This is a genomic window from Isoptericola sp. MSGPD8_1_ISO-PGPR-S23-394 (assembly GCF_058072785.1).
On the sequence record NZ_CM176517.1, the window covers coordinates 2,331,276 to 2,357,193 of the forward strand.

Below are 25,918 nucleotides of genomic sequence, written 5' to 3' on the forward strand. Positions count from 1 at the left end.
GTGTGAGCCATGGCACTGTTCCGCGAGACCGCCGACGTCTCCGTCCGCCCGGCCGTCCCCGGCGACGAGGAGGCGGTGACCCGGGTCCAGGTCGACGCCTGGCGTGCCACGCACGCCGAGACGCTCGGTGACGCCGTCGACGCCCTGGACGTGCCGCGGATGCAGGAACGGTGGACGGACGCGATCGTCCGCCCACCCGGTCCGGGCTTCGCGGTCCTCGTCGCCCTCGACGGCCCGCGGGTCGTCGGCTTCGCCGCCGTCGGTCCCGGTCAGGTGATGGCGCTCGAGGTCGCGCCGGACCACCGCCTCGCCGGGCACGGGTCCCGGCTGCTGGCCGCCGCCGTCGACCGCCTGCGCACCGACGGCGCCACGGAGGTGGTCACCTGGGTGCTCGACGGTGACGAGGGCCGCGAGCGCTTTCTGTCCTCGTCCGGTCTCGGCCCGGACGGCGTCGAGCGGGCGCTCGCCACCGGCGCACGGGACGTCGTCGAGCGCCGCTGGTCGGCCGTCATCTGACGTCGTCGGTCCCCTCGCGCTCCGGACCGCGGTGCTCTGGCGCGTCACCCCCGGCCGGGCCGTCCACCGGGGTCGAGACCGACGGCGGGCCGCCCACGGAGCCCGGCGACGACGCCGTGCCCGGGGCGGCGGGACGCACCGACGGCCCGGCCGCCGCCGCCGGCGCCGCCTGCGGGTTCGCCGAGCCCAGCACCGAACCGCCCGTGACCACGACGCCCATCTTCTCCGCCTGCTCGCGCAGCCCCCACAGCTCACGGGAGACCGAGCGGACGGCGAACCCGGACACCAGGTGGATCGAGCCCGCGACGAAGGCGAACAGGGCGAAGACGATCGTCACGAGGCGCAGCACGTCCAGGGAGTCGAGCGGACGCGTGACCAGCAGCAGGCCGAACAGGCCCGCCGTGATGCCGAACGTGATCATCCACGGCCAGCCGAGGTCGCGGTTGCGGGCCAGCGCGGCGCCGCCGACGACGGCGACGATCCCGAGCACGATCGCCCAGCTGGCGAGGACGTAGTAGAGCGGCGTCGGCTCCAGGTCCGGCCAGAACGCGACGGCGACGCCGAAGAGCACGTTGACGGCCGCCTGGGCGAGCCACCAGGCGGAGCCCACCTGTCGGCGGTGCACGAACCACTGGACCACGACCAGCACCGCGTCGAGCACGAGGAACGCGCCGACGAGCAGCCGCAGCACCTCCAGCTCGCCCAGCGGTTCGATCATCAGCAGCAGGCCGAGCACCACGAGGGCGACCCCCCGCACGACGGGCAGCCACCAGACCCGCCGGAAGGGGTTGCGGAACGCGCCGACAGCGGCGTCGTCGGTGGCGTCCACGTCGTCGGTGGCGTCCACGTCGTCGGTGGCCATGCGTGGTCCTCTCGTCGTCGGCTGCTGACCTGCGGTCAGGCTACGAGCGTGGCCACCCTCGTGCACGACGGGCCGACGACGGACGGCGCCCACGCCGCGGGATGGCAGGATGAGGCGGTGCCACCGTCAGCCCCCACCACCCGCACCGTGCGCGACGCGGCCGGAGGGATCGCGGTCCTCGCGGTCGCGAACTTCGTCGCCATCACCACCGAGGTGCTGCCCGTCGGCCTCCTGCCGCAGCTGGCCCGCGGTGTCGGTGTCCCGGAGTCGACGGCCGGTCTGCTCGTCACCGTCTACGCCCTGGTCGTCGCGGCCTGCGCCGTGCCGCTCACGCTGGCCACGCAACGGTTCCCCCGCAAGCCCCTGCTCCTCGTCACGCTGGCTGCCTACGTGGCCGGCAACCTGCTCGTCGCGGTGGCGCCGTCGTTCGCCGTCATGGCCGCCGGGCGCACCCTCGGCGGGATCGGACACGCCGTCTTCTTCTCGGTGTCGATCGCGTACGCCGCACGCCTCGTCGGCCCCCTCTACACGGGCCGGGCGCTGACGCTCGTCACGGCGGGCGGGACCATGGGGTTCGTCCTGGGGGTGCCTCTGTCGACGTCCCTGGGAGCCGCCGTCGGCTGGCGGTGGTCCTTCGCCCTGCTCGGTGGCGTCTGCGCCCTGACGGCGCTCCTGGTGGCCCGGCTGCTGCCCGCCGTGGCCGTCGACCCGCCGCCACCACGCGACCGTTCGGCCGCCCGCCAGGGACGCCGGCGGCTCGGGGTGGTGGTCGGCACCAACACCGTGCTGTTCGGCGGGCACTACGCCGTCTACACCTACGTCTCGGTGCTGCTCCTGGCGACCGGGCTGTCCGAGGCCGCGGTCGGTCCGGTGCTCCTGCTCTTCGGTGCCCTGGGTCTCGTCGGGCTGTGGGCCGCGGCCCGCTACCTGGACCGCACGCCCCGCGCCCTAACGATCACCGCCATGGCCACGATCGTCGGCGCGTTGGCGGTCCTCGCGCTCGTCCTGCCCCACCCCGCGGGCGTCCTCGTCGCCGGCGGCGTGTGGCTCGCGGCGTTCGGCGCGATCCCCGCGACGTTCCAGGCGGCGGCGTTGCGCACGCAGGGCGCGACGGCGGACGTCGCCGGGGCGTTCGTCAACGCGACCTCCAACCTCGGCATCGGCCTCGGCGCGGCCCTGGGGGCCACCGTCGTGGCCGGACCGGGCATGCAGGCGCTGGCCCTGACGGGTGCGGGTGTCGTCGCGGTGGCGTGCGTCGCCGTCGTCGTGGCACGCGGCGCCTTCCCGCGTGACGCGGCTCGGGCGGACGCCGACCCGGTGCGGTAACCGCCGCGTGACCGCGCCGTAGCACGGGCGTGCCAGCCTGCCCCCATGGGCCACGTGGGCGGGGATGCCGGGTCGATCGTCACCGAGTACTTCGCTGCGCCGACGGACGCCCTGGCCGCGACCGTCGCCCAGCAGCCGGACGGGCCGTCGAGCTCAGCCCGTGGCTCCGGCGAAGCGCTGTTCGACACCGTCCGGATGCCGTCCGTCGAACCGTTCGTGACGCTGGGCAGGCTGGGCGGCCTGCTCTGCGGGCGCTCCTACGGCGAGATCACCGAGAACCCCCGGCACGGCAGGCTGCTCACCGGCGGGGCCGAGGGGCCATGGGTGGTCACCGTCTCGGACGTCGTCGCCGCGGAGCTCGCCGCGGCGGCGCCGGATCACCTGGCAGCCGTCGCCGCCCGTGCGGCGCGTCCGTCCGGCCCCGTCGGCACCGGGGCTCAGGAGCTCGCCGCCGCGCTGCGCGACCTCGGCGACCTGGCCGGACGAGCCCACGCCGTCCGGCACGCCCTGTACTGCTGGGCCGCCCTGCCGGGCGCCCTCAGCCGCGCGGTGTGAAGAGCGCCGACGCCCGACGCAGTGCTGCGCGAGCCCGACGGCGGTCCCCCGCGGCGTCGTAGGCGAACGCCAGGCGGTACCAGGACCGCCAGTCCTCGGGCGCCGCGTCGGCCGCGTCCCGGTACGCGGCGAACGCCTCGTCCGCCGCCGTGCGGTCGATCCGACCTCCCGGCGACCGGGGCAGGTCGTCCACCGGCAGCTCCCCCGCCGCGGCGAGCTCGTCCGCCATCCGCTGCACCCGTGCGGCCAGCCAGAACTCGCGGGCGACGAGGCCGAGGACCAGCAGCGGGATGATGAGCACGGCGACCCCGATGCCGATGAGGACCGGCTCACCGCTGGCCAGCATGGCCGCGCCCCGGCCGGCGATGGCCCACACGTACAGGGCGAGCAGCGCGGTGACGGCCAGGGCTCCCACGAGCCCGCGGGGCACCCGCCGCCGGGCGGGCGAGGCGGGTGCGCCGTCGGTCACGACAGGTCCAGCACGTTCTCGAGACCCACCGTGAGCCCCGGCCGCGATCCGACCTCGCGCACGGCCAGCAGCACGCCCGGCATGAAGCTGGCCCGGTCGAACGAGTCCTGGCGGATCGTGAGCTGCTCGCCCTCGTTGCCGAAGAGGATCTCCTCGTGCGCCACGAGCCCCCGCAACCGCACCGCGTGCACCCGCACGCCGTCGACGTCGGCCCCCCGGGCGTCCCAGCCGTCCTGCGTCGCGTCCGGGGACGGTGCGAGGCCGGCCTCCGCGCGCGCCGCCGCGATCGCCGCGGCCGTGTGACGGGCGGTCCCGGACGGGGCGTCGACCTTGTTCGGATGGTGCAGCTCGACGACCTCGGCCGACTCGAAGTAGCGCGCCGCCTTCGCGGCGAACGTCATCGCCAGGACCGCCGAGAGCCCGAAGTTGGGGGCGATGAGCACCCCCTGGCCGTCCGGCCTCCCGGCGTTGAGACGTCCGAGGTGCTCCACGACGCGCCCCCGGGACGCGTCGTCCCAGCCGGTGGTGCCCACGACCACGTGGGCACCGGCGTCGAGGGCCGCGTGCACGTTGTCCTCGGTGACGGCCGGCACCGTGAAGTCGACCGCGACCTGTGCGCCGGCGTCTCGGATCCCCGCCGCGACGTCGTCACCGGCGTCGAGCCGCGCGACGAGCTCGACACCCTGCGCCGCCTCGACGGCGTCGCAGGTCTGGGCTCCCATGCGCCCGGCGGCGCCGACCACGGCCACCCTGATGATGCTGCTGGTGCTCACTGGCACTACCTCACTCTCCGAAGGGGCCGACCCGCACGACCGAGCGGGGCCGCGACGCGAGGTCGGCGGCCAGCTCGCGGACGTCGGCGGCGGTGACGGCACGGACACGTTCCAGGGACTCGTCGACCGTCAGGAGCTCACCGAGCACCAGCTCCGCGCGTCCCAGGCGGCTCATGCGCGAGCCGGAGTCCTCCAGGCCCAGCACCAGCCCTCCCGAGAGCTGGCCCACCGAACGCTCGAGCTCCGCCCCGGTGATGCCGTCGGTGGCGAGCCGCTCGAGCTCGGCGACCATCAGGGTGATGACCTGGTCGATCTTCGCCGGGGTGCACCCGGCGTAGAGCCCGAAGAGGCCGAGCCCGCCGTGACCCTGGGCGAAGGAGTACGTCGCGTACGCCAGGCCGCGCTTCTCGCGGACCTCCTGGAACAGCCGGGACGACATCCCCCCGCCCAGGACGGCGTGCAGGACGGTCGAGGCGAACCTGCGGTCGTCGGACGCGCTGAGGCCCGTCCCGCCGACGATCACGTTGGCCTGCTCGACCTGCCGCCGGACGCTCAGCTCGACGCCCGCCGTCGGGACGCCGTCCGACTCCGCGGCGCTCGAACGACGGTCTCGCGGGACCGCCGCCGGGTCGAGGTCCCATCCGCCGGCGACGAGGGCGTCGCCCACCTGCTGGACGATCTCGTCGTGGTCCACGCCCCCGGCCGCCGCGATCACGAGCGTCTCCGGCCGGTAGTGCCACCGGTAGTGCTCCAGCACCGCCTCGCGCGGGACGGCGCGGATCGTGTCGGGAGTGCCCCCGATGGGGCGACCGAGAGGGTGCGCCCCGAGCACGGCGGCGGCGAACTCCTCGTGGACGACCTCCCCGGGGTCGTCGTCCGTCATGGCGATCTCCTCGAGGATCACGCCACGTTCGGTCTCGAGCTCGTCGGCGTCCAGGCGCGCCGACGTCACCATGTCCGCGATGACCTCGATGGCCATCGGCACGTCCTCGTCGAGCACCCGTGCGTAGTAGCACGTGTGCTCCTTGCCGGTGGCGGCGTTGGCCTCGCCACCGACGGCGTCGAAGGCCTCGGCGATGTCGAGCGCGGTGCGCCGGTGCGTGCCCTTGAACAGCAGGTGCTCGAGGAAGTGGGTGGAGCCGTGGTGGCCGTCGGTCTCGTCCCGGGACCCGACGCCGACCCACGCCCCGACGGTGGCGGAGCGCAGGCCGGGCATGTGCTCGGTGAGCACACGCACACCGCCGGGCAGGACGCTGCGACGGATCGTCGCACCGTCCTGCCCGGCGGTCAGCTCGGCACCCGGTTGGCCCGCTCCGACGAGCGGGAGGTGCTGGCTCATACGGTCGGTCAGGCCTCGCTCGGCTGCTCGGAGCCTGCGTCGGCGGTCTCGACCGACTCCTCGTCCTCGGTGACCGCGACGAGCGAGAGCTTGCCGCGCGGGTCGATCTCACCGATCTCGACCTGGATTTTCTGGCCGATGGAGAGCACGTCGTCCACGTTCTCCACCCGCTTGCCGCCCACGAGCTTGCGGAGCTGGCTGATGTGCAGCAGCCCGTCCTTGCCCGGGGAGAGCGAGATGAAGGCACCGAACGACGTCGTCTTGACGACCGTGCCGACGAAGCGCTCGCCGACCTCCGGCACGTGCGGGTTGGCGATCGCGTTGATCGCCGCGCGCGCGGCCTCGGCGGACGGGCCGTCCGTCGCGCCGATGTAGACGGTGCCGTCGTCCTCGATGGAGATGTCGGCGCCGGTCTCCTCCTGGATCTGGTTGATCATCTTGCCCTTGGGCCCGATGACCTCGCCGATCTTGTCCACGGGGACCTTCACCGCGATGACGCGCGGAGCGTTCACCGACATCTCGTCCGGGGTGTCGATCGCCTCGGCGAGCACGTCGAGGATCGTCAGACGGGCGTCGCGCGCCTGGCCGAGCGCGGCCGTCAGCACCGAGGCGGGGATGCCGTCGAGCTTGGTGTCGAGCTGGATGGCCGTGACGAACTCGCGGGTACCGGCGACCTTGAAGTCCATGTCGCCGAACGCGTCCTCGGCGCCCAGGATGTCGGTCATCGCGGCGTAGCGGGTGTCCCCGTCGACCGTGTCCGAGACCAGACCCATCGCGATGCCCGCGACCGGGGCCTTGAGGGGCACACCGGCGTTGAGCAGCGACAGCGTCGAGGCGCAGACCGAGCCCATCGACGTCGACCCGTTGGAGCCGAGCGCCTCGGACACCTGGCGGATCGCGTAGGGGAACTCCTCGCGGCTCGGCAGGACCGGCACCAGGGCACGCTCGGCGAGCGCTCCGTGGCCGATCTCGCGGCGCTTGGGGCTGCCGACGCGGCCCGTCTCGCCCGTCGAGTACGGCGGGAAGTTGTAGTTGTGCATGTAGCGCTTGCGCGTGACCGGCCCGAGCGAGTCGATCTGCTGCTCCATGCGCAGCATGTTCAGCGTGGTGACACCCAGGATCTGGGTCTCGCCGCGCTCGAACAGCGCCGAGCCGTGCACGCGTGGCAGCACCTCGACCTCGGCCGACAGGGTGCGGATGTCCGCGAGCCCGCGGCCGTCGATGCGCACGCCCTCGGTGAGCACACGCTGGCGCACGAGCTGCTTCTGCAACGAGCGGTACGCGGCCGACAGCTCCTTCTCACGGCCCTCGAACCGGGCACCGAGCTGGTCGAGCAGGTCGGCCTTGATCGCGTCGAGGCGGTTCTCGCGCTCCTGCTTGTCGGCGATGGCCAGCGCCTCGGTCGCCGGCGCGGACACCGCGGACTCGACGGCCGCGTAGGCGTCGTCGGCGTAGTCCGGGAACAGCGGGAACTCCCGCACCTCCTTGGCCGACTGCTGGGCCAGGGAGAGCTGCGCGTCGCACAGCGCGGCGATGAACGGCTTGGCCGCCTCGATACCCTCCGCGACGACCTGCTCCGTGGGAGCCGTGGCGCCCTCGGTCGTGATGAGGTTCCAGGCGTCGTCCGTGGCCTCGGCCTCGATCATCGCGATGGCGACGTCGGCGGAACCGTCGGCGGCCGTGACCTTGCGACCCGCGACGACCATCTCGAAGACGGCGCGCTCCTTGTCGGAGTGCTTCGGGAACGCGACCCACTGGCCGTCGACCAGGGCGATGCGCACCGCACCGGCCGGGCCGGAGAACGGCAGGCCGGAGATCTGCGTCGACGCGGACGCGGCGTTCATCGCCAGGACGTCGTAGGCGTCGTCGGGGTGCTGGGCCATGACGGTGATGACGATCTGGACCTCGTTGCGCAGCCCCTTGACGAACAGCGGGCGCAGCGGGCGGTCCGTGAGGCGGCAGGTGAGGATCGCCTCGGTCGAGGGGCGGCCCTCGCGACGGAAGAACGAGCCGGGGATGCGTCCCGCGGCGTACATGCGCTCCTCGACATCCACCGTCAGCGGGAAGAAGTCAAACTGGTCCTTGGGGTGCTTGCCGACCGCGGTGGTCGACAGCAGCATGGTGTCGCCGTCGAGGTAGGCCGCGACGGAGCCGGCGGCCTGGCGGGCGAGTCGGCCCGTCTCGAAGCGGATGGTGCGGGTGCCGAACCGACCGTTGTCGATGACGGCCTCGGCGAACTGGATCTCGGGACCCTCCACGGGTGCCCTCCTGATTCTCGAAGGCGCCGCTCCTCCGCTCGACGGTCTTCGATCGAGGCCCACGGAGCCGCGCACCGGACGGACCGGGCGGTTCGGGGGGCCACTACCGAGGACCGGACGACGGTCCGGCGGCGCGATGGTGTTCTTACCAGGACATCACATCAGACCGGCCCGGCCCCTGCGAGGGGGCCGGGCGGTCCGGGGATGTCAGCGGCGCAGGCCGAGGCGCTCGATGAGCGCGCGGTAGCGCACGATGTCGACCTTCTGCAGGTAGCCCTGCAGGCGTCGGCGCTGGCCGACGAGCAGCAGCAGGCCACGACGCGAGTGGTGGTCGTGCTTGTGCTCCTTGAGGTGCTCGTTGAGGTCGTTGATGCGCTGCGTCAGCAGCGCGATCTGCACCTCCGGCGAGCCGGTGTCACCCTCGTGAGTCGCGTACTCGGTGATGATGGACTGCTTGGTGGCAGCGTCGAGCGGCATGGCTCTCCTTCTGGTGTCGTTGCGCGGTGCTCCGGGACTTCTTCACCGGGCGCTCTGGGTCCGCGGCCGAACTACGGCACCGCCCATGCTACCAGCGCACCTGGTCGCTCCCGCGAGACGCTCCTCACCCGCAGACCGGTCCGTCGCCCGCCGGCCACCTGCTCAGGCGAGGATCTCCCGCGCGCGGGCGACGTCGTCGTGCATCTGGCGGACCAGGGGCTCGATCCCGTCGAAGCGCAGGGTGGGGCGCAGGTGCTCCACGAGCTCGAGGACGACCTCCTCGTCGTACAGGTCGAGGTCCGTGCGGTCGAGCACGTAGGCCTCGACGCGACGTTCGACGCCGTCGAACGTCGGGTTCGTCCCGATCGAGATCGCGGCCGGCAACCGCACGTCCGCGTGCCCGGGCTCGCGTGCCGCCAGCGCCGGACGGCGCAGCCAGCCCGCGTACACGCCGTCGGCGGGGACCATGCCGGCGATCCGGCCGAGGTTCGCCGTGGGGAAGCCCAGCTCGCGGCCGCGCGCGTCGCCGTGGACGACGGTGCCGCGCACCCTGTGCGGGCGGCCGAGGACGTCGGCCGCCTGGGCGACGTCACCCTCCGCGAGGAGCGCACGGGCCGCCGAGCTCGACCAGCGCTGCCGCGCACCGGCCGACTCCACGAGGCACTCGCCGACGTCGTCGATCGCCACGACCTCGAACCCGTGCTCGCCACCGAGCTCGACCATCGTCGCGAGCGTGCCGGAGTTGTCGCGGCCGAACCGGACGTCGTGGCCCACCACCACGCTGCGCGCGCCCAGCGCGCGCGTGAGGTACCGCGTGACGAACTCCTCGGGACCCTGGCCAGCGAAGCCGAGCGAGTACGGGATCACGAGGACGGCGTCCAGCCCCGTGGCAGCGAGCAGCTCCAGGCGGTCGGCCGGCCCTGTCAGCAGCTCGGGCGCGGCCTCCGGCCGGTGCACCACCGCGGGGTGCGGGTCGAACGTCACGGCGACGGCCGCGAGGCCGTCGGCCCGGGCCAGCCGGACCAGCCGGCCGAGGACCGCCTGGTGCCCCCGGTGCACGCCGTCGAAGTTGCCGATCGTCACGGCGGACGGGCCGAAGCCGTCGGGGACCTGCTCCAGGTCCGTGAACACCTGCACGCCGCTCGTGCTCCTCGCTCGTCGGGACGGCGCCGTCACCGGCACCGACGGACCAGGATAGTCCGGGTGGGACCGGCAGCGGCGACGACGACGCCGCCGCGCACCGTGAGGTACGCCTCGCGGCGGCCGTCCGATCCTCTCGTCAGCCGGCCGGGGCGAGCACGAGCACCGGCTTGGCCAGGCGCTCGCCCCGCCGCGAGGTGTCCTCCAGGAGCGCGACGAGCGCACCGTCCGGCCCGATCCCCGCGACCGTGCCGCCGCTGCCCGACGGCGGCACCCACTGCCCGTAGCCGAGCGCGCGCGCCTCCGCCTCGGTGAGCTCGCGCACCGTGAAGGTCGCCCGGGCCGCGTCGGCGAGCGGCATCGTGGACAGCACGCCGTCGCCGTCCGCCTGGGCCTCCATCGCCTCGAGCGTCCGGGCCCCGGCCAGCTCGTACCCGCCGACGCGCGTGCGGCGCAACGCGGTCAGGTGACCGGCGGTCCCGAGGGCCGCGCCGAGGTCGCGCGCGAGCGCGCGGACGTACGTCCCGGACGAGACGACCACCCGGGCGTCGACGTCCAGCACGGGCGTGCCGTCGTCGGCCGTCCCGGGACGGGTCGCGAGCACCTCGAAGCTGCTGACCGTGACGCGCCGGGCCGCCAGCTCGACGTCCTCGCCCGCGCGGGCACGGTCGTAGGCGCGGCGGCCGTCGACCTTGATCGCGCTGACGGTCGTGGGCACCTGCTGGATCTCTCCGGTGAGTGCCACGACCTCGCGGTCGAGGGCCGCGCGCTCCACGCCGGCCCCGACGCCCGGCGTCGTCGTGACCACGCCCTCGGCGTCGTCCGTCGTCGTGCCGACGCCCAGCCGGATCGTGGCGTCGTACGCCTTGTCCGCGCCGACGACGTAGGTCAGCAGGCGCGTCGCCCGGCCCACGCCGACGACGAGGACGCCGGTCGCCATGGGGTCCAGCGTGCCGGCGTGGCCGACCTTGCGGGTCCCTGCCAGACGTCGGCAGCGCGCGACGACGTCGTGGCTGGTCAGACCCGCGGGCTTGTCGACCACGAGGAGACCGTCGGGCGCGGTCGGCCGGCGCGGGGGCCGCGCGGCCCGCTGCTCCCCCGCGCCCGACCGGTCTGCCGGTGTCACTCGTCGTCGGTGCGGTACGGGTCCGCGTCGCCGGCGGGCTGCTTGCCCTCGCGCAGCGCCGCCAGCTCGGCGTCGCGCCGCCGGGCCTCGAGGAGGGCGGCGTCGAGGTGCGCCGCCGTCTCCGGCACCGAGTCCAGGTGGAACTCGACCGTCGGGGTCAGCCGCATCTGGGTCTGCTTGCCGACCTCCGAGCGAATCATGCCCTTCGCGCTCTCCAGCGCCGCGGCCGTGCCGACGTGCTCCTCCTCGCTGCCGTAGACCGTGTAGAACACCGACGCCTGCTGCAGGTCGCCCGTGACACGGACGTCGGTGATCGTGACGAACCCGAGGCGCGGGTCCTTGATCCGGGTGTCGAGCAGCTGCGCGACGATCTCCTTGATGCGGTCCGCCAGCTTGCGGGCCCGTGGGTTCTCACTCATCCGTGCTCCCTCTCCTGACGCCGACGGCGCCCCGCCACCACCGCTGGAACAGCGGGACGGGCGGGACGCCGTCGGCGATGTCGACCTCAGTCGCGCGGGATCTCGCGCATCTCGAAGGTCTCGATGATGTCACCCTCGGTGACGTCGTTGTAGGACCCGAGGCCGATACCGCACTCGAAGCCCTCGCGGACCTCCGTGACGTCATCCTTCTCGCGCCGCAGCGACTCCACCGTGAGGTTGTCCCCGACGACCTTGCCGTCGCGCAGCACGCGCGCCTTGGAGTTCCGTCGGATGGTGCCGGACCGGACGATCGAACCGGCGATGTTGCCGAACTTCGAGGAGCGGAAGACCTGGCGGATCTCGGCGGAACCGAGGGTCGCCTCCTCGTACTCCGGCTTGAGCATGCCCTTGAGGGCTGCCTCGATGTCGTCGATCGCCTGGTAGATGACCGAGTAGAACTTGACGTCCACGCCCTCGCGCTCCGCCAGGTCCTCGACACGCTCGCCGTAGCGGACGTTGAACCCGATGATCACGGCGTTGTCGACCGTGGCCAGGTTCACGTCGTTCTGCGTGATGTCGCCGACGCCGCGGTGGATGACCCGCAGGTCCACCTCGTCGCCCACGTCGATCTTGAGCAGCGCGTCCTCGAGCGCCTCGACGGCACCGGAGACGTCGCCCTTGAGGACCAGGTTGAGAGTCTCGACCTTGCCCTGCTCGAGCGCCTTGGTGAAGTCCTCGAGGCTGATGCGCTTGCGGCGCTTCGCCAGGAGGGCGGCACGCTCGGCGGCCTCCCGCTTCTCGGCGATCTGGCGGGCCGTGCGCTCGTCCGGTGCCACCAGGAAGGTGTCACCGGCGCCCGGCACGGACGCCAGACCCAGCACCAGGACCGGACGTGCCGGACCTGCCTGCCGGACGGACTCGCCGTGCTCGTCGAACATCGCACGCACCCGGCCGTGCGCCGTGCCGGCGACGATCGCGTCGCCGACGTTCAGCGTGCCGGACTGCACGAGCACCGTCGCGACGGAACCGCGGCCCTTGTCCAGGTGCGCCTCGATCGCCACACCACGGGCGTCCTTCTCCGGGTTGGCCCGCAGGTCCAGCGCGGCGTCCGCCGTGAGCAGCACCGCCTCGAGGAGGTTGTCGATGCCCTGGCGCCGCAGCGCGGAGACGTCGACGAACATGGTCTCGCCGCCGTACTCCTCGGCGACCAGGTTGTACTCGGTGAGCTGCTGGCGGATCTTGTCCGGGTTCGCGCCCTCCTTGTCCACCTTGTTCACCGCGACCACGATCGGCACGTCGGCCGCCTGGGCGTGGTTCAGCGCCTCGATCGTCTGCGGCATCACGCCGTCGTCCGCGGCCACCACGAGGATCGCGATGTCCGTGACCTTCGCACCACGCGCACGCATGGCGGTGAACGCCTCGTGACCCGGGGTGTCGATGAACGTGACCGCACGGTCGGCACCCTCGTGCTCGGTGTGCACCTGGTACGCACCGATGTGCTGGGTGATCCCGCCGGCCTCGCCGGCGACGACGTCCGTGGACCGGATCGCGTCGAGCAGCTTGGTCTTACCGTGGTCGACGTGACCCATGACGGTCACGACCGGCGGACGAGGCATCAGGTCCTCGTCGTCCTCGCCGGCCTCCTCCGCCTCGAGGTCGATGTCGAAGGACCCGAGCAGCTCGCGGTCCTCCTCCTCGGCCGAGACCATCTCGATCCGGTAGCCGAGCTCGACGCCCAGCGTAGCGAACGTGTCCTCGTCGAGCGACTGCGTGGCCGTGGCCATCTCGCCGAGGTGCATCAGCACCGTGACGAGGGAGGCCGGGTTCGCATCGATCTTGTCCGCGAAGTCGTTGAGCGAGGCCCCGTGGCGCAGGCGCACCGTGGTGCTGCCGTTGCCGCGGGGGACGCTGACGCCGCCGAGCGACGGCGCCTGCATCTGCTCGAACTCCTGGCGCTTCGCCCGCTTGGACTTGCGCCCGCGGACGGGACGACCGCCGGCGCGACCGAACGCACCCTGGGTGCTGCCACGACCCGCGCCACCGCGGCCGCGGAAACCGCCGCCACCGCCGGGGCGGAAACCACCGCGACCGCCGCCACCGGGGGCGCCACCGGGTCCACCCGGACCGCCGCCCTGGCCACCACGACCACGACCGCCGCCGCCACCGCGACCACCGGCCGCCGGGCGCTCGCCCGGACGCGGCATGCTCGTCTTGCCCGGCATCATGCCCGGGTTGGGACGCGGGCCACCGGGACGCGGCGCCGCCGGACGGGGACCGCCCGGACGCGGACCGCCGGGGCGCTCACCCTGGGCCGGGGCGCCCTCGCCGCGCTGCGGACGCTGCATCCCCTGCTGGGAGGCGTACGGGTTGTTGCCGGGACGAGGGCCACCCGAGCGCTGCATCCCCTGCTGGGAGGCGTACGGGTTGTTGCCCGGACGCGGCGAGCCGCCGCGTCCGCCGGAACGCTGCTGACCACCGGACTTGCCACCGGGCTTGGGCGCCGCACCGGGCTTCGGGGCCGCACCAGGCTTGGGGGCGGCACCGGGCTTCGGCGCCGCACCCGGCTTGGGGGCGGCGTCCGGCTTGGGGGCCTCCGCCACGGGCGCCGACTCCTGCTGCGGAGCGGCGTCCGGCGTCGGGGCCGGCGGGGACGCGGGCTCGGCCGGTGCCGGCTTGGCCGGTGCGTTCCGAGCACCCGGCTTGGGCGCTCCCGGCTTCTTCGGCGTGGGCTGGGAGCTCTTCGCACCCTGCTCGCCACCGGCGCCCTGGAACTTGCTGCGCATCGTGCGCTCGACCGGTGCCTCGAGCGTCGAGGACGCCGAACGGACGAACTCTCCTGACGCCTTCAGCTCGGCCATCAGGGTCTTGCTTTCCACTCCGAGCTGCTTCGCGAGCTCGTGGACGCGGATCTTCGCCACATCTCTCCTGTCTCGGCCCCACCGAGACAGGCAGGACCGTCGTTAGTACCGAGTACTCATCGCTGGGGACTCATCGGGTGCCCATCGGCTTCTGACCCGCTTCCTTGTCGATGTACGCGTGGTGCGGCCGGACGAAGACGTCCGGTCGTGTCGTGGGCGGCACCGACGGTGCCGCCCAGGGGCTCAACTGTCCTGCTGCTCCAGATATGCCCGGACGCCCGCCAGGTCGAGCGGGCCCGCGACACGCAGTGCGCGCGGCACGGCCCGCCGTCGGACGGCGAGATCCAGGCAGGCGAGGTCCGGATGGATCCAGGCTCCTCGCCCCGGCAGGTTCCCACGGGGGTCCACGACCACCTGGGGCTCGCCCGCAGGTACGCCGTCGGCCGCCGCGATCACGAGCCGCAGGAGGTCCGACCGCAGGTCACGGGCCCGGCACCCGACGCAGGTACGCACCGGTCCCGCCGACGAGGGCGGGGTGGGGTGCGAGCGTGCCGAGTACTGGGCGCGTGGCCCGGTCCCTGTCAGTCTAACGTGACTGCTCACGGCTCTCGACCAGCTCAGGCGTCCCCGCCCGGCACGGCCTCGGTGACGGGCCGGGTGGTCTCCTCGTCCGACCGGATGTCGATCCGCCATCCCGTCAGCTTCGCGGCAAGCCGGGCGTTCTGCCCTTCCTTGCCGATCGCCAGGGACAGCTGGTAGTCGGGGACGACGGCGCGCGCGGCCCGCGCATCGGCGTCCACGACCGTGACGGAGCTCACACGGGCCGGTGACAGGGCGTTGGCCACGAAGCGGGCGGGGTCGTCGTGGTGGTCGACCAGGTCGATCTTCTCCCCGTGCAGCTCGGCCATCACCGCCCGCACCCGCGAACCCATCGGCCCGATGCAGGCGCCCTTGGCGTTGAGCCCGGCCACCCGCGAACGCACCGCGACCTTCGTGCGGTGCCCCGCCTCGCGCGCGACGGCGGTGATCTCCACCGACCCGTCGGCGATCTCCGGCACCTCGAGCTCGAAGAGCTTCCGCACGAGCCCGGGGTGCGTGCGGCTCAGCGTGACCTGCGCCCCCTTCATGCCGCGCGACACCTCCACGACGTACCCGCGCAGCCGCTCGCCGTGGGAGTAGTCCTCACCGGGGACCTGCTCGTGCGGAGGCAGGACCGCCTCCGTGCCGCCCAGGTCGACCAGGACGACCCGGGGGTCCCGGCCCTGCTGGATCACCCCCGCCAGCACCTCGCCCTCCTTGCCGCGGAACATCCCCAGGACCTGGTCGTCCTCGGCGTCCCGCAGGCGCTGGACGATCACCTGGCGCGCCGTCGCGGTGGCGATGCGACCGAAGTTGGCCGGCGTGTCGTCGAACTCGGGGCCGAGCTCCACCAGGTCGCGACCCTCCGGGTCCTCGGCGTCCGGGGTCCGGATCTCCTCGCGGGCGAAGACCGTCACGTGCCCCGACCGGCGGTCGAGCTCGACCCGGGCGTTCTGGTACGCGTCCGGCGTCCGGTGGTAGGCGGACAGCAGCGCCTGCTCGATGGCCTCGACCAGGACGTCCAGGCTGATCTCCTTCTCGCGCTCCAACAGCCTCAGCGTGCTCATGTCGATGTCCATCGTCAGCCCTCCTCACCATGGCGGGCGGAGCCCGCTTCGTCGTCACCGTGGCGGGCGGAGCCCGCCTCGTCGTCCTCGAGCCGCTTCAGCTCGACCTCGACCTTGCCCTCGCGCACCCGCGACAGCGCGACGTGCGTCCCGTCGTCGAGCACGAGCACCTCGCCATCCGGCCCGTCGACCACGTCGACCAGTCGACCCGTCGTCGTCCCGCCGTCCACGAGGGCGAGACCCACGAGCCGCGTCCGCGCGCGGCGGAAGTGCCGGGGCGCCGTCAGCGGCCGGGACACCCCCGGCGTCGACACCTCGAGGGTGTACTGGCCACGGACGACGTCGGCGTCGTCGAGGGCGGCCGAGACGGCTCTCGAGGCGTCGCCGAGCCGGTCGGAGTCGAGGCTGCCGATCTCGTCGTCGGGCAGGTCGAGGGTGACCCGCACCGTCGACCGGCTGCCCGCGCGCGCCACCCGCACGTCCTCCAGGTGCAGTCCGGCCGACTCGACGACCGGCGCGACCACCGACCGGACACGGTCGTCCGAGGTATGGCTCCGCTCTGCTGGCATGGATGCCTCCCGTGGGTTCTCCCGCGCCGGGACGTCCCGCGGCCGGTGTGTCGTTGTACGTCGTGCGTGGTGCGTCGTCCAGCGTAACGAACGCCGCACCGCTCGCGTGCCGAACGACCCGCGCGGGCGGGTGGAGGAACGTCACACCGCGACATGGCAAGATCAGGCACGATGGAACCGCATCCTGTCCCTGCCCCGGTCTTCCGACGTCGCTCCCGGGCCGTCGTCGTCGGCGTGGTCGCCGCCGCGTTGCTGACAGGGTGCGGGCTGCGGCTGGAGACACCACCGCCCGCCGAGCCGGTCCCGGACACCGTCGAGATCGTGCGCCGGACCGCCGTGTCCGACGCCCTCTACGTCGCCGAGCAGGCCGAGGCCGCCGTCGAAGGGCTCGACGGCCGGCGGCCGAGGCTCACCGACGAGCTGGGACGGGTCGCCGCGGAGTCCCGCGCGCAGGCGGAGGAGCTCGGGGGCGAGTACGACTCCGGCCTGGAGCCGGAGGAGGGCCCCGACGGGTCCCCGGAGGCCTCGCCGAGCGAGGAGCAGGTGTCCCCGCAGGACGTCGTCGTGGCGCTCGTCGACGCCTCGGGTCGCAGCCGCACCGCTGCCGGCACGACGATCGACGGCCCGTTGGCACGACTGCTCGCCTCCGTCGGCGCCGCCCAGGCGGTCTCGGCACGGCGGGTCGTGGACTACACCGACGGCGACCTGCCCGCGCCGGTCGTCCCGGTGGTCCCCGCACCGGACGCCGTCGCCGACGGCGGGGGCGAGGACGACGCCGACGGCACGGAGGGCGTCGACGACCCACCGGCCGACGACGCCGGGTCCGCGCTGTCGCTGCTCGCCGCCCCTGCCGAGGAGGACCCGTCGCAGGAGCCCGCCGACGACGAGGCCGAGGAGGACGGCGTCTCCAGCACCGTCCCCGACTCCGACGAACCGGCCGTCATCCCCCGCGGGCTCACGGCCGCCGACCTGCGCACGCTCGTCGAGTCGGAGGACTCGGCCGGGTACGCGCTCCGGCTCCGGGCCGCGCTCGCCTCCGGCGACCTGCGCGAGCGCCTGGTCGACCGTGCCGACCAGCACGGGGCCCGCGGCGAGGCCTGGGCGCTCGTGGCGGGGACGAGCCGCACGGACCAGGACCCCCGGCAGGTCGCCTACGCCGTGCCTCGCGGACCCGGCGACGCCGCCCTGGTGCGGTCGGTGGAGGAGAGCCTGGCCACCGGCTACGCCAGCCTGATCGGCACCACCGCCCCGGACACCCGTGCGGTCCTCGTGGACCTCCTCGTCGAGTCGGCGATCACGCGCGACGAGTGGGGCGCCGAGCCGGTGCCGTTCCCCGGCCTGCCCGAGCAGCTGGAGGACTGAGGCCCGGCGGCCGGAGCCGCCGGGCCGAGGTCGCGGCCGCCGAGCGGCCGCCGAGCGGGCGGCGAGCGGGCGGCGAGCAGCCCTACCCGGCCAGGAGCTCCTCGACGCGCTCGACCACCGTCGTCACGGCGTCGTCCACGGGCACCTGCACGGCCTCGCCGCTGCGCGGGCGGACCTCGACCAGACCGTCGGCCAGCCCCCGACCGACCACCACCAGCAGCGGGACGCCGAACAGCTCGGCGTCCTTGAACTTGACGCCGGGCGACACCTTCGGCCGGTCGTCGTAGAGGACCTCCACGCCCTGATCAGCCAGCGCCTCGGCGAGGCCGGCGGCGGCCTCGAACACCTCGGCGCCCTTGCCGGTCGCGACGACGTGCACGTGGGCGGGCGCGACCTGGGCCGGCCAGGCCAGCCCGCGGTCGTCGTGGTGCGCCTCGGCGAGCGCGGCGAGCACGCGCGTGACCCCGATCCCGTAAGAACCCATGGTCACGGTGGTCTGCTTGCCGTGCGGGTCGAGCACGTTCAGCCCCAGGGCCTCGGCGTACTTGCGTCCCAGCTGGAAGATGTGGCCGATCTCGATGCCGCGAGCCAGCTCGAGCGGACCAGACCCGTCCGGCGCGGGGTCACCCGCGCGCACCTCCGCGGCCTCGATCGTGCCGTCGGCGGTGAAGTCGCGGCCGGCCACGAGGTCGAAGACGTGCTTGCCCTCCTCGTTCGCGCCGGTGATCCAGCGGGTGCCGGGGACCACGCGCGGGTCGAGGAGGTAGCGGATCGCCGGACGGGTCGGGGCGCCGTCACCGGGCGCGCCGTCGGCGCGGGACTCGTCGAGGACCTGCTTGCCCTGCGGACCCAGCACGCCCGGCCCGATGTAGCCCTTGACCAGCTCGGGGTGCGCGGCGAAGTCGGCGTCCGTCGCCGGTTCCGCCTCGGCAGGCGCGAGGCCGGCCTCCAGGCGCTTGACGTCGACGTCCCGGTCGCCGGGCACGCCCACGACCAGGAGGTCGCGGGTCCCGTCGGGCTGCGTCGCGGCCAGCACGACGTTCTTCAGCGTGTCGGCCGCCGTCCAGGGCCGGTCCGGCCGCGGGTGCTTCGCGTTGGCGACCTCGACCAGCGTGGCGATCGTCGGTGTGTCCGGGGTGTCCTCGACGTGCGCAGCCGGGGCGTCGTCGTACGGCAGGTCCGCGGGCACGGGGGTCACGACCGCCTCCACGTTGGCCGCATAGCCACCCGCGGACCGCACGAACGTGTCCTCGCCGATGGGGGACGGCGAGAGGAACTCCTCCGAGCGGGAGCCGCCCATGGCGCCGGACGTCGCCGACACGATGACGTGGTCCAGCCCCAGGCGGTCGAAGATGCGCTGGTAGGCGCCGCGCTGACGCTCGTACGCCGCGGCCAGTCCCTCGTCGTCGATGTCGAACGAGTACGCGTCCTTCATGATGAACTCGCGGCCGCGGATCAGCCCCGCCCGGGGCCGCGCCTCGTCGCGGTACTTGGTCTGCACCTGGTACAGCGCCAGCGGGAGGTCCTTGTACGAGGAGTACAGGTCCTTGACGAGGAGGGTGAACATCTCCTCGTGCGTCGGGGCGAGCAGGTAGTCCGTCTGCTTGCGGTCCTGCAGCCGGAAGAGGTTGGGGCCGTACTCGCTCCACCGGCCGGTCGCCTCGTACGGCTCGCGCGGCAGCAGCGCCGGGAAGTGCACCTCCTGCGCGCCGATCGCGTCCATCTCCTCGCGGACGATGGCCTCGACCTTCGCGAGGACCCGCAGGCCCAGCGGCAGCCAGGAGTACACGCCGGGAGCGGCGCGGCGGATGTAGCCCGCACGCACGAGCAACCGGTGGCTCGCCACCTCGGCGTCGGCAGGGTCCTCGCGCAGGGTGCGGACGAACAGGGAGGAGAGCCTCAGCAGGTCACCGCGGCGAGCGGCGGTGCGGGCGAACACGATCGACATGCGGCCCAGCCTAGCGGCGCGCACGGGATGCTTCGGCGACACTGGGTGCATGCCCGAGCTGCCCGAGGTCGAGGCGTTGACCCGCTTCCTCGACGATCGGACGTCGGGCCGCACCCTGGTGGCGGCCGACGTCGCGGCGATCGCCGCGCTCAAGACGCACGACCCGCCGGTGTCGGACCTGGTCGGCGGCACGGTGCGCCGGGTCGTCCGGTACGGCAAGTGGATCGACCTCGCCGTGGCCGGGGAAGGCCGTTCCGGCGCCGACGACGAGGCCGTGCTCCACCTGGTCTTCCACCTGGCTCGCGGCGGGTGGGTGCGCCGGCACGACTCCGCGCCCACCGCGCCGGTACGGCCACGGATGGGAGGCTCGTCCCGGGGTGCGGCGCTCGCGCTGCGGCTGCGGTTCGACGACGGCTCCGGCATCGACCTCACCGAGGCGGGAACCCGCAAACGGCTCGCGGTCCACGTGGTCCGCGATCCCCTCGACGTCGAGCAGGTGCGCACCCTCGGCGTCGACCCGCTGTCGCCGGAGTTCGACCCGGCCGCGCTCGCCGACCTCATGCGCGCGCGCAACCAGCAGGTCAAGGGCCTGCTGCGCGACCAGCACGCGATCGCCGGCATCGGCAACGCGTACTCCGACGAGATTCTGCACGTCGCAGGCGTGTCGCCCTTCCGGCTGACCCGGTCGTTCTCCGACGACGAGGTCGCGGCCCTGCACCACGCCGTCGTGACGACGCTGCACGACGCCGTGGCCGCCGCCGTGGGCAGGCCCGCGACCCAGCTCAAGGACGCCAAACGGGCGCAGATGCGGGTGCACGGCCGCACCGGCGACTCCTGCCCGGTGTGCGGCGACGTCGTGCGCGAGGTGAGCTTCGCGGACAGCTCCCTGCAGTACTGCGCGAGCTGCCAGACCGACGGGCAGGTGCTGGCCGACCGGCGCACGTCGAAGTTCCTGCGCTGACGCCGGACGGGTGCGCCGGCACCCGCTGACCCGACCCCGCTCAGAACAGGACGGTCGAGAAGGTACCGACCCGTTCGAAGCCGACGCGGCGGTACGCGGCCAGCGCGGGAGCGTTGTACGCGTTGACGTACAGCGACACCGTCGGGGCGACGTCACGTCGCGTCAGCGCGACGACGGCGGCCATCCCCGTGACGGAGAGCCCTTCGCCACGGCGACGCGGGTCGACCCACACGCCCTGCACCTGGGCGACGCCACCGGCGACCGCACCGAGCTCGGCCTTGAACTCCACGGACGGGCCGTCGTCGTGCGTGCTCGGCGCGACGCGGACGTAGGACCGCCCCTCGGCGATGAGCGACCGCACGCGCGCCGCGTACGCCGCTCCCCCGCCGGAGACCGGCGAGTAGCCGACCTCCTCGGTGAACATCCGCACGCAGGCCGGCAGGACGAGGCCGAGCTCGTCGGTGCGCGACCTGCGCACCGACGGGTCGGGGTCGACGTCCGGGTCGCGGTCGATGGCCATCGAGGGCTGGTCCACCCGCACCTCGCGCGGGGCCGGCCACGTCCGCGACAGCAGCCCCCACAGCCGCTCCACGACGCCCCGGTCCCCCACGATCGAGCTGGAGCGCCGGCCCCGGGCACGGGCCGTCGCCGCGAAGGCCTCGACCGCCTCCGCGGCCGTCTCGCGCCCCAGCCCGGCCGGCACCACGGGAACCAGGTTCGCTCCGGCCCAGCACACCGCCACCGGCGCCCCGGACGCCGGGTAGCCCCAGAGCTCGCCGCCGGCCGCGGCGAGACCCGCGCGGTCGGCGACGTCGACACGAGCCGCGGCGAGCACGGAGCCGACGGGCTCGGCGGCGCACACGCGACGGGCGGCGGCGAGGTCCGCGGGACCGAGCAGACGGGCCGTCGGACCGCGGCGGCCGACGGGCGACGTGGCGTGAGCGTCCCGCAACGCCGGTCGCCAGCCCATCCGCCCCGCCTCCTTCGTCCGTCCTCGACGACGCGTCAGGACACCGAAACGACCGGTGCGCCGGCCTGCGCGTCGTTCTCGGGTGCCGGCATCGACTCCGCGATGCGCATGGCCTCCTCGATGAGCGTCTCCACGATCATCGCCTCGGGGACGGTCTTGATGACCTCGCCCTTGACGAAGATCTGGCCCTTGCCGTTGCCGGAGGCGACACCGAGGTCGGCCTCGCGAGCCTCCCCCGGACCGTTGACCACGCACCCCATGACGGCCACCCGCAGCGGGACCTCCATGCCCTCGAGGCCCGCGGTGACCTTCTCGGCGAGCGTGTAGACGTCGACCTGCGCGCGCCCGCACGACGGGCACGACACGATCTCGAGCTTGCGCGGTCGCAGGTTGAGCGCCTGGAGGATCTGCGTACCGACCTTGACCTCCTCCACCGGCGGCGCCGAGAGCGAGACCCGGATCGTGTCGCCGATCCCCTGGCTGAGCAGGGCGCCGAAGGCCGTCGCTGACTTGATCGTGCCCTGGAACGCCGGCCCGGCCTCGGTGACACCGAGGTGCAGCGGCCAGTCCCCCGCCTGGGAGAGCAGCTCGTAGGCACGCACCATCACCACGGGGTCGTTGTGCTTGACCGAGATCTTGAAGTCGTGGAAGTCGTGCTCCTCGAACAGGCTGGCCTCCCAGACGGCCGACTCGACCAGAGCCTCCGGCGTCGGCTTGCCGTGCTTCTCGAGCAGCCGCTTGTCGAGCGACCCGGCGTTGACGCCGATGCGCAGCGAGGTGCCGTGGTCCTTCGCGGCCTGCGCGATCTCCTTGACCTGGTCGTCGAACTTCTTGATGTTGCCCGGGTTGACCCGGACCGCCGCACATCCCGCCTCGATCGCCGCGAAGACGTACTTCGGCTGGAAGTGGATGTCCGCGATGACGGGGATCTGGGACTTCTTGGCGATGATCGGCAGGGCGTCCGCGTCGTCCTGCGTCGGGCAGGCGACGCGGACGATGTCGCACCCGGCCGCCGTCAGCTCGGCGATCTGCTGGAGCGTGCCGTTGATGTCCGTCGTCTTCGTCGTCGTCATCGACTGGACGCTGACGGGCGCGTCACCGCCGACCTCGACCTTGCCCACCCGGATCTTCCGGGTCTTGCGGCGAGGGGCGAGCACGGGGGCGGGAGCGGCAGGGATGCCGAGGTTCACTGCAGTCACCTGCCCAGTATCGCGCGTCCCGGGGTGTGGTTCGCACGCGGGAGAGGGACCTCACCCTGCCAGGCCCGGGTGGTCACACGAACTTCACAGCAGCCGGACGGGATCCACCACGTCCGCCACCATGAGCACGACGCCGACGCCGATGAGCACCACGAACACGACGTAGGCCACCGGCATCATCTTGGCGACGTCGGCGGGGCCCGGCAGGGCCGCGCCTCGGACACGCGCGACGGTGCGCCGCGCGCCTTCGTACAGCGCGTTGACGACGTGGCCGCCGTCCAGCGGCAGCAGCGGGATCAGGTTGAACATGAACAACGCGATGTTCAGCGCCGCGAGCAGGCTCAGCATGAGCTGGACGCGGGCCAGCACCGAGTAGTCCTCCGCACCGGCGGCGTCCACCGCGACCCGACCGACGCCGACCACCGACATCACGGAGTCCTGGGCGCGCGGCTCGTCGGAGAAGGCCTGGTAGGCCGCGTCGTAGATGCGCACCGGCAACGTGACGATCGCGTGCGCGGTGCCGGAGACCTGCATCCACACCGCCTCCGGCACGCTGGAGACGGGCAGCGGCTGCCGCTCCACGCTCGAGGAGACGCCCAGCAGCGCGCCGTCGACGAGGACCGGTTCGCCGGCGTCGTCCGTCACGGGATAGCCCTCGTCGTCGGTGAGCGGTCGCTCCGCCGGCGTAGGTGTCACCGGCAGCGTGAGCTCCTCACCGCCGCGCAGCACCGTGAGTGGGACCTCCTCGCCCGCGGAGTCGTTGACCATCCCGACGAGCTGCGGCCACGCCTCGACCGGCACGCCGTCGAACGCCACGACCTCGTCACCGGCCTGCACGCCCGCCGTGGCGGCCGCCGAGTCCTCGCCGACCTCCGCGACCGTCGTCGTCGCCGCAGGCATCCCGATGCCGAGGAACACCACCGCCAGCAGGACCACGGCGATGACGAGGTTCATCACCGGCCCGCCGAGCATCACCACCAGTTTCTTGGGCGTCGAAAGGTGGTAGAAGGCGCGGTGCTCCTCCCCCGGCCGGATCTCGCTGACGCTGGCGTCGCGGGCGTCGGCGATCACCTGGCCGAACATGCCGCCCCGGGTGCGGGTCCCCGGCCGCGCCGGCGGCATCATGCCGACCAGGCGGACGTACCCGCCGAGCGGGATCGCCTTCAGCCCGTACTCGGTCTCGCCCCGCTTCCGTGACCACAGGGTCGGGCCGAACCCGACCATGTACTCGCTGACGCGCACGCCGAACTTCTTGGCGGGCACCATGTGACCCACCTCGTGCAGGGCGATCGACACGAGGATGCCGAGCACGATGACGACGATGCCGACGACGACGGGAAGGATGTCCACACCAGCAGGGTAGGCGACGAGCCTGGGAACCGGTCAGCGCCGGGCGAGCAGCTCGTCCGCGCGGGCGCGGGCCCAGCGCTCCACGTCCTCGACGCCCGCGAGCGTCACGTCCGCCGGGGCGACGCCGTCGTGCTCGCCCAGCACCCTCTCCACCGTGTCCACGATGTCGGTGAAGCCGACCCGACCGCTCAGGAACGCCGCGACGCCCTGCTCGTTGGCCGCGTTGTAGACCGCCGGGTGGGTACCCGACGCCGCGGCCGCGGCCCGCGCCAGCCGCACGGCCGGGAAGGTGGCGTCGTCGAGCGGCTCGAAGGTCCAGCTCGCCGCCCGGGTCCAGTCGCAGGGCGGGCTGACGGCGTCGAGCCGGTCGGGCCAGGACAGCCCCAGCGCGATGGGCAGGCGCATGTCCGGCGGGGAGGCCTGGGCGATCGTGGAGCCGTCGCGGAACTCGACCATGGAGTGCACCACCGACTGCGGGTGCACCACCACGGTGATGTCCTGCGTCGGCACGTCGAACAGCAGGTGCGCCTCGATGAGCTCGAGCCCCTTGTTCATCAGGCTCGCCGAGTTCACGGTGACCACGGGACCCATGGCCCAGGTGGGGTGCGCGAGCGCCTGGTCGGCCGTCACGGCCTTGATCTCGTCGCGCGTACGCCCGCGGAACGGCCCGCCCGAGGCCGTCAGCACCAGCCGGCGGACCTCGCTGCGTTCGGCCGTGTGGGCGCCACCGCGCAACGCCTGGGCGATCGCCGAGTGCTCGGAGTCGACGGGCACGATCTGACCGGGCCGCGCGGCGGCCTTGACCAGCGGCCCCCCGACGACGAGCGACTCCTTGTTCGCGAGCGCGAGCGTCGAGCCCGCCTCCAGCGCGGCCAGCGTGGGCCGCAGGCCCACCGAGCCGGTGATGCCGTTGAGCACGACATCGCTCCCGCGGCCGGCCAGCTCGGTCGCCGCATCCGGACCGGCCAGGACCTCGACCTCCCGGGCGCGTTCCCCGAGACGGTCGGACAGGGCCGCCCGCAGGTCCCCGGCGCGCGTCGCGTCCGCGACGGCGACCGCCCGCACCTCGAGGAGGGCAGCCTGGTCGGCCAGCGCCGCGACGTCCGAGCCGCCCGCGCTGAGGGCTTCGACCCGGTACCGGCCCGGATGGGACCGGACGACGTCGATCGCCTGTGTGCCGATGGAGCCGGTGGAGCCGAGCAGTGTGACTGAACGCATGGGCGACATCATCCCGCACCGCCCGGGGTCACTCGACGCCGAGCAGCACCTCGATCGCCCGGGCGAGGAACTTGTCCACCGAGGCCTCGGCGTAGGCGTCCGCACCCTTGGCCCGGCCGAAGGTGGCCGACCGCACGTCGGCCGCCGTCAACGGCTCTTGACGGTCGAAGTACCCCACCAGCCGGTCGCACAGGGCGTCCACGTCGTCGATGTCATAGCCCTGCTGGCCACGCTCGGCCGGCGCGAACTTCGCGCCGTCGGGGCGCCCGAGCCGGCCGTAGAGAGTGCGGGCACGCTCGGCTAGCGCCCCCATCCACGCCTCCTGACCGTGCTGGTTGACGAAGTCGGCCCGCTGGCGGGCGATGAAGGCACCCTCCAGCCGGTCGAGCGCGGCATCCACCTCGTGGGTGTTGTACCCGCCCCGCACCAGCTCGAACGTCGACGTCGCGATGTCGGCGTTCGTCATCGGTTCGGGTGTGCGTCCCTCGTACGCCTGACGGGCGTGGTCGAAGAACTCGTCGACCTCGTCCGGGTCGTAGCCCGAGCGCATCTTAGACACGGTGGAAAAGAGGGTGCT

General features: G+C 73.4%; 24 protein-coding genes. 5 read left to right on the forward strand and 19 right to left on the reverse strand.

Annotated elements, in window-relative coordinates; translation table 11 throughout:
* Nucleotides 1-9: 9 nt before the first annotated feature.
* The gene (locus AC3RJ8_RS10695) at nt 10-516 is read left to right on the forward strand and encodes a GNAT family N-acetyltransferase (protein WP_489712614.1); all 507 of its coding nucleotides are present in this window, start codon (nt 10-12) and stop codon (nt 514-516) included.
* Here the strand turns inward: AC3RJ8_RS10695 and AC3RJ8_RS10700 are convergent.
* Nucleotides 509-1,378, reverse strand: coding sequence for an HdeD family acid-resistance protein (locus tag AC3RJ8_RS10700; RefSeq protein ID WP_489712615.1), 870 nt, complete (start codon nt 1,376-1,378; stop codon nt 509-511). The two genes, AC3RJ8_RS10695 and AC3RJ8_RS10700, sit on opposite strands and share 8 nt — an antisense overlap.
* A gap of 48 nt (nt 1,379-1,426) precedes the next feature.
* Between AC3RJ8_RS10700 and AC3RJ8_RS10705 the strand changes: the two genes are divergently transcribed.
* Both AC3RJ8_RS10705 and AC3RJ8_RS10710 read left to right on the forward strand, forming a co-directional pair.
* Nucleotides 1,427-2,704 (forward strand): MFS transporter, encoded by a 1,278-nt coding sequence (locus tag AC3RJ8_RS10705; RefSeq protein WP_489712616.1) that lies wholly within the window; start codon nt 1,427-1,429, stop codon nt 2,702-2,704.
* A 45-nt stretch (nt 2,705-2,749) separates the two neighbouring features.
* On the forward strand, nt 2,750-3,259 hold the full coding sequence (locus AC3RJ8_RS10710; RefSeq protein ID WP_489712617.1) for a hypothetical protein: 510 nt from the start codon (nt 2,750-2,752) through the stop codon (nt 3,257-3,259).
* Here the strand turns inward: AC3RJ8_RS10710 and AC3RJ8_RS10715 are convergent.
* The 12 genes from AC3RJ8_RS10715 to rimP all read right to left on the reverse strand — a co-directional run bounded on the left by AC3RJ8_RS10715 (nt 3,243) and on the right by rimP (nt 16,333).
* Nucleotides 3,243-3,728 (reverse strand): tetratricopeptide repeat protein, encoded by a 486-nt coding sequence (locus AC3RJ8_RS10715; protein WP_489712618.1) that lies wholly within the window; start codon nt 3,726-3,728, stop codon nt 3,243-3,245. The genes AC3RJ8_RS10710 and AC3RJ8_RS10715 overlap by 17 nt on opposite strands.
* Complete coding sequence (gene dapB, locus AC3RJ8_RS10720) at nt 3,725-4,501, reverse strand: 4-hydroxy-tetrahydrodipicolinate reductase (RefSeq protein WP_489712619.1); 777 nt, start codon at nt 4,499-4,501, stop codon at nt 3,725-3,727. The genes AC3RJ8_RS10715 and dapB overlap by 4 nt, the downstream gene beginning before the upstream one ends.
* Before the next feature lie 10 nt (nt 4,502-4,511).
* Entirely contained in the window at nt 4,512-5,840 is a 1,329-nt protein-coding gene (locus tag AC3RJ8_RS10725; RefSeq protein WP_489712620.1) for a M16 family metallopeptidase, read from the reverse strand.
* A gap of 8 nt (nt 5,841-5,848) precedes the next feature.
* Nucleotides 5,849-8,098, reverse strand: a complete 2,250-nt coding sequence (locus AC3RJ8_RS10730) for a polyribonucleotide nucleotidyltransferase (protein ID WP_489712621.1) — start codon at nt 8,096-8,098, stop codon at nt 5,849-5,851.
* A gap of 207 nt (nt 8,099-8,305) precedes the next feature.
* Complete coding sequence (gene rpsO, locus AC3RJ8_RS10735; protein ID WP_106268080.1) at nt 8,306-8,575, reverse strand: 30S ribosomal protein S15; 270 nt, start codon at nt 8,573-8,575, stop codon at nt 8,306-8,308.
* A 162-nt stretch (nt 8,576-8,737) separates the two neighbouring features.
* A complete protein-coding gene (locus tag AC3RJ8_RS10740) occupies nt 8,738-9,712 on the reverse strand; it encodes a bifunctional riboflavin kinase/FAD synthetase (RefSeq protein ID WP_489712622.1) in 975 nt (324 codons plus the stop codon).
* A 142-nt stretch (nt 9,713-9,854) separates the two neighbouring features.
* Nucleotides 9,855-10,757 carry a tRNA pseudouridine(55) synthase TruB gene (gene truB, locus AC3RJ8_RS10745; RefSeq protein WP_489712623.1) on the reverse strand — a complete coding sequence of 301 codons (903 nt, stop codon included), beginning with the start codon at nt 10,755-10,757 and terminating at the stop codon, nt 9,855-9,857.
* An 80-nt stretch (nt 10,758-10,837) separates the two neighbouring features.
* Complete coding sequence (gene rbfA / locus AC3RJ8_RS10750; protein ID WP_407318288.1) at nt 10,838-11,260, reverse strand: 30S ribosome-binding factor RbfA; 423 nt, start codon at nt 11,258-11,260, stop codon at nt 10,838-10,840.
* 86 nt (nt 11,261-11,346) lie between these two features.
* Nucleotides 11,347-14,178 carry a translation initiation factor IF-2 gene (infB, locus tag AC3RJ8_RS10755; RefSeq protein WP_489712624.1) on the reverse strand — a complete coding sequence of 944 codons (2,832 nt, stop codon included), beginning with the start codon at nt 14,176-14,178 and terminating at the stop codon, nt 11,347-11,349.
* Nucleotides 14,179-14,361: 183 nt separating this feature from the next.
* On the reverse strand, nt 14,362-14,811 hold the full coding sequence (locus AC3RJ8_RS10760; RefSeq protein WP_489712625.1) for a YlxR family protein: 450 nt from the start codon (nt 14,809-14,811) through the stop codon (nt 14,362-14,364).
* Entirely contained in the window at nt 14,736-15,776 is a 1,041-nt protein-coding gene (gene nusA, locus AC3RJ8_RS10765; RefSeq protein ID WP_489712626.1) for a transcription termination factor NusA, read from the reverse strand. Before nusA ends, AC3RJ8_RS10760 begins: the two co-directional genes overlap by 76 nt.
* Nucleotides 15,777-15,778: 2 nt before the next feature.
* A complete protein-coding gene (rimP, locus tag AC3RJ8_RS10770; protein ID WP_489712627.1) occupies nt 15,779-16,333 on the reverse strand; it encodes a ribosome maturation factor RimP in 555 nt (184 codons plus the stop codon).
* Between the two features lie 171 nt (nt 16,334-16,504).
* Between rimP and AC3RJ8_RS10775 the strand changes: the two genes are divergently transcribed.
* A complete protein-coding gene (locus AC3RJ8_RS10775) occupies nt 16,505-17,695 on the forward strand; it encodes a DUF4439 domain-containing protein (protein ID WP_489712628.1) in 1,191 nt (396 codons plus the stop codon).
* 82 nt (nt 17,696-17,777) lie between these two features.
* Here the strand turns inward: AC3RJ8_RS10775 and AC3RJ8_RS10780 are convergent, their stop codons facing one another.
* Nucleotides 17,778-19,643, reverse strand: a complete 1,866-nt coding sequence (locus AC3RJ8_RS10780) for a proline--tRNA ligase (RefSeq protein ID WP_489712629.1) — start codon at nt 19,641-19,643, stop codon at nt 17,778-17,780.
* Nucleotides 19,644-19,692: 49 nt separating this feature from the next.
* Here AC3RJ8_RS10780 and AC3RJ8_RS10785 point away from each other — a divergent pair, with 49 nt between their 5' ends.
* Nucleotides 19,693-20,604 (forward strand): DNA-formamidopyrimidine glycosylase family protein, encoded by a 912-nt coding sequence (locus AC3RJ8_RS10785; protein WP_489712630.1) that lies wholly within the window; start codon nt 19,693-19,695, stop codon nt 20,602-20,604.
* Nucleotides 20,605-20,644: 40 nt separating this feature from the next.
* On the opposite strand, the gene AC3RJ8_RS10790 is transcribed toward AC3RJ8_RS10785, so the two are convergent.
* The 5 genes from AC3RJ8_RS10790 to AC3RJ8_RS10810 all read right to left on the reverse strand — a co-directional run bounded on the left by AC3RJ8_RS10790 (nt 20,645) and on the right by AC3RJ8_RS10810 (nt 25,891).
* Nucleotides 20,645-21,574, reverse strand: a complete 930-nt coding sequence (locus AC3RJ8_RS10790; protein WP_489712631.1) for a GNAT family N-acetyltransferase — start codon at nt 21,572-21,574, stop codon at nt 20,645-20,647.
* 35 nt (nt 21,575-21,609) lie between these two features.
* Complete coding sequence (gene ispG, locus AC3RJ8_RS10795; RefSeq protein WP_489712632.1) at nt 21,610-22,773, reverse strand: flavodoxin-dependent (E)-4-hydroxy-3-methylbut-2-enyl-diphosphate synthase; 1,164 nt, start codon at nt 22,771-22,773, stop codon at nt 21,610-21,612.
* 84 nt (nt 22,774-22,857) lie between these two features.
* On the reverse strand, nt 22,858-24,123 hold the full coding sequence (locus AC3RJ8_RS10800) for a M50 family metallopeptidase (protein WP_489712633.1): 1,266 nt from the start codon (nt 24,121-24,123) through the stop codon (nt 22,858-22,860).
* Between the two features lie 33 nt (nt 24,124-24,156).
* Complete coding sequence (dxr, locus tag AC3RJ8_RS10805) at nt 24,157-25,341, reverse strand: 1-deoxy-D-xylulose-5-phosphate reductoisomerase (RefSeq protein ID WP_489712634.1); 1,185 nt, start codon at nt 25,339-25,341, stop codon at nt 24,157-24,159.
* A 28-nt stretch (nt 25,342-25,369) separates the two neighbouring features.
* Nucleotides 25,370-25,891, reverse strand: coding sequence for a DivIVA domain-containing protein (locus AC3RJ8_RS10810; RefSeq protein ID WP_489712635.1), 522 nt, complete (start codon nt 25,889-25,891; stop codon nt 25,370-25,372).
* Between the last annotated feature and the right edge of the window lie 27 nt (nt 25,892-25,918).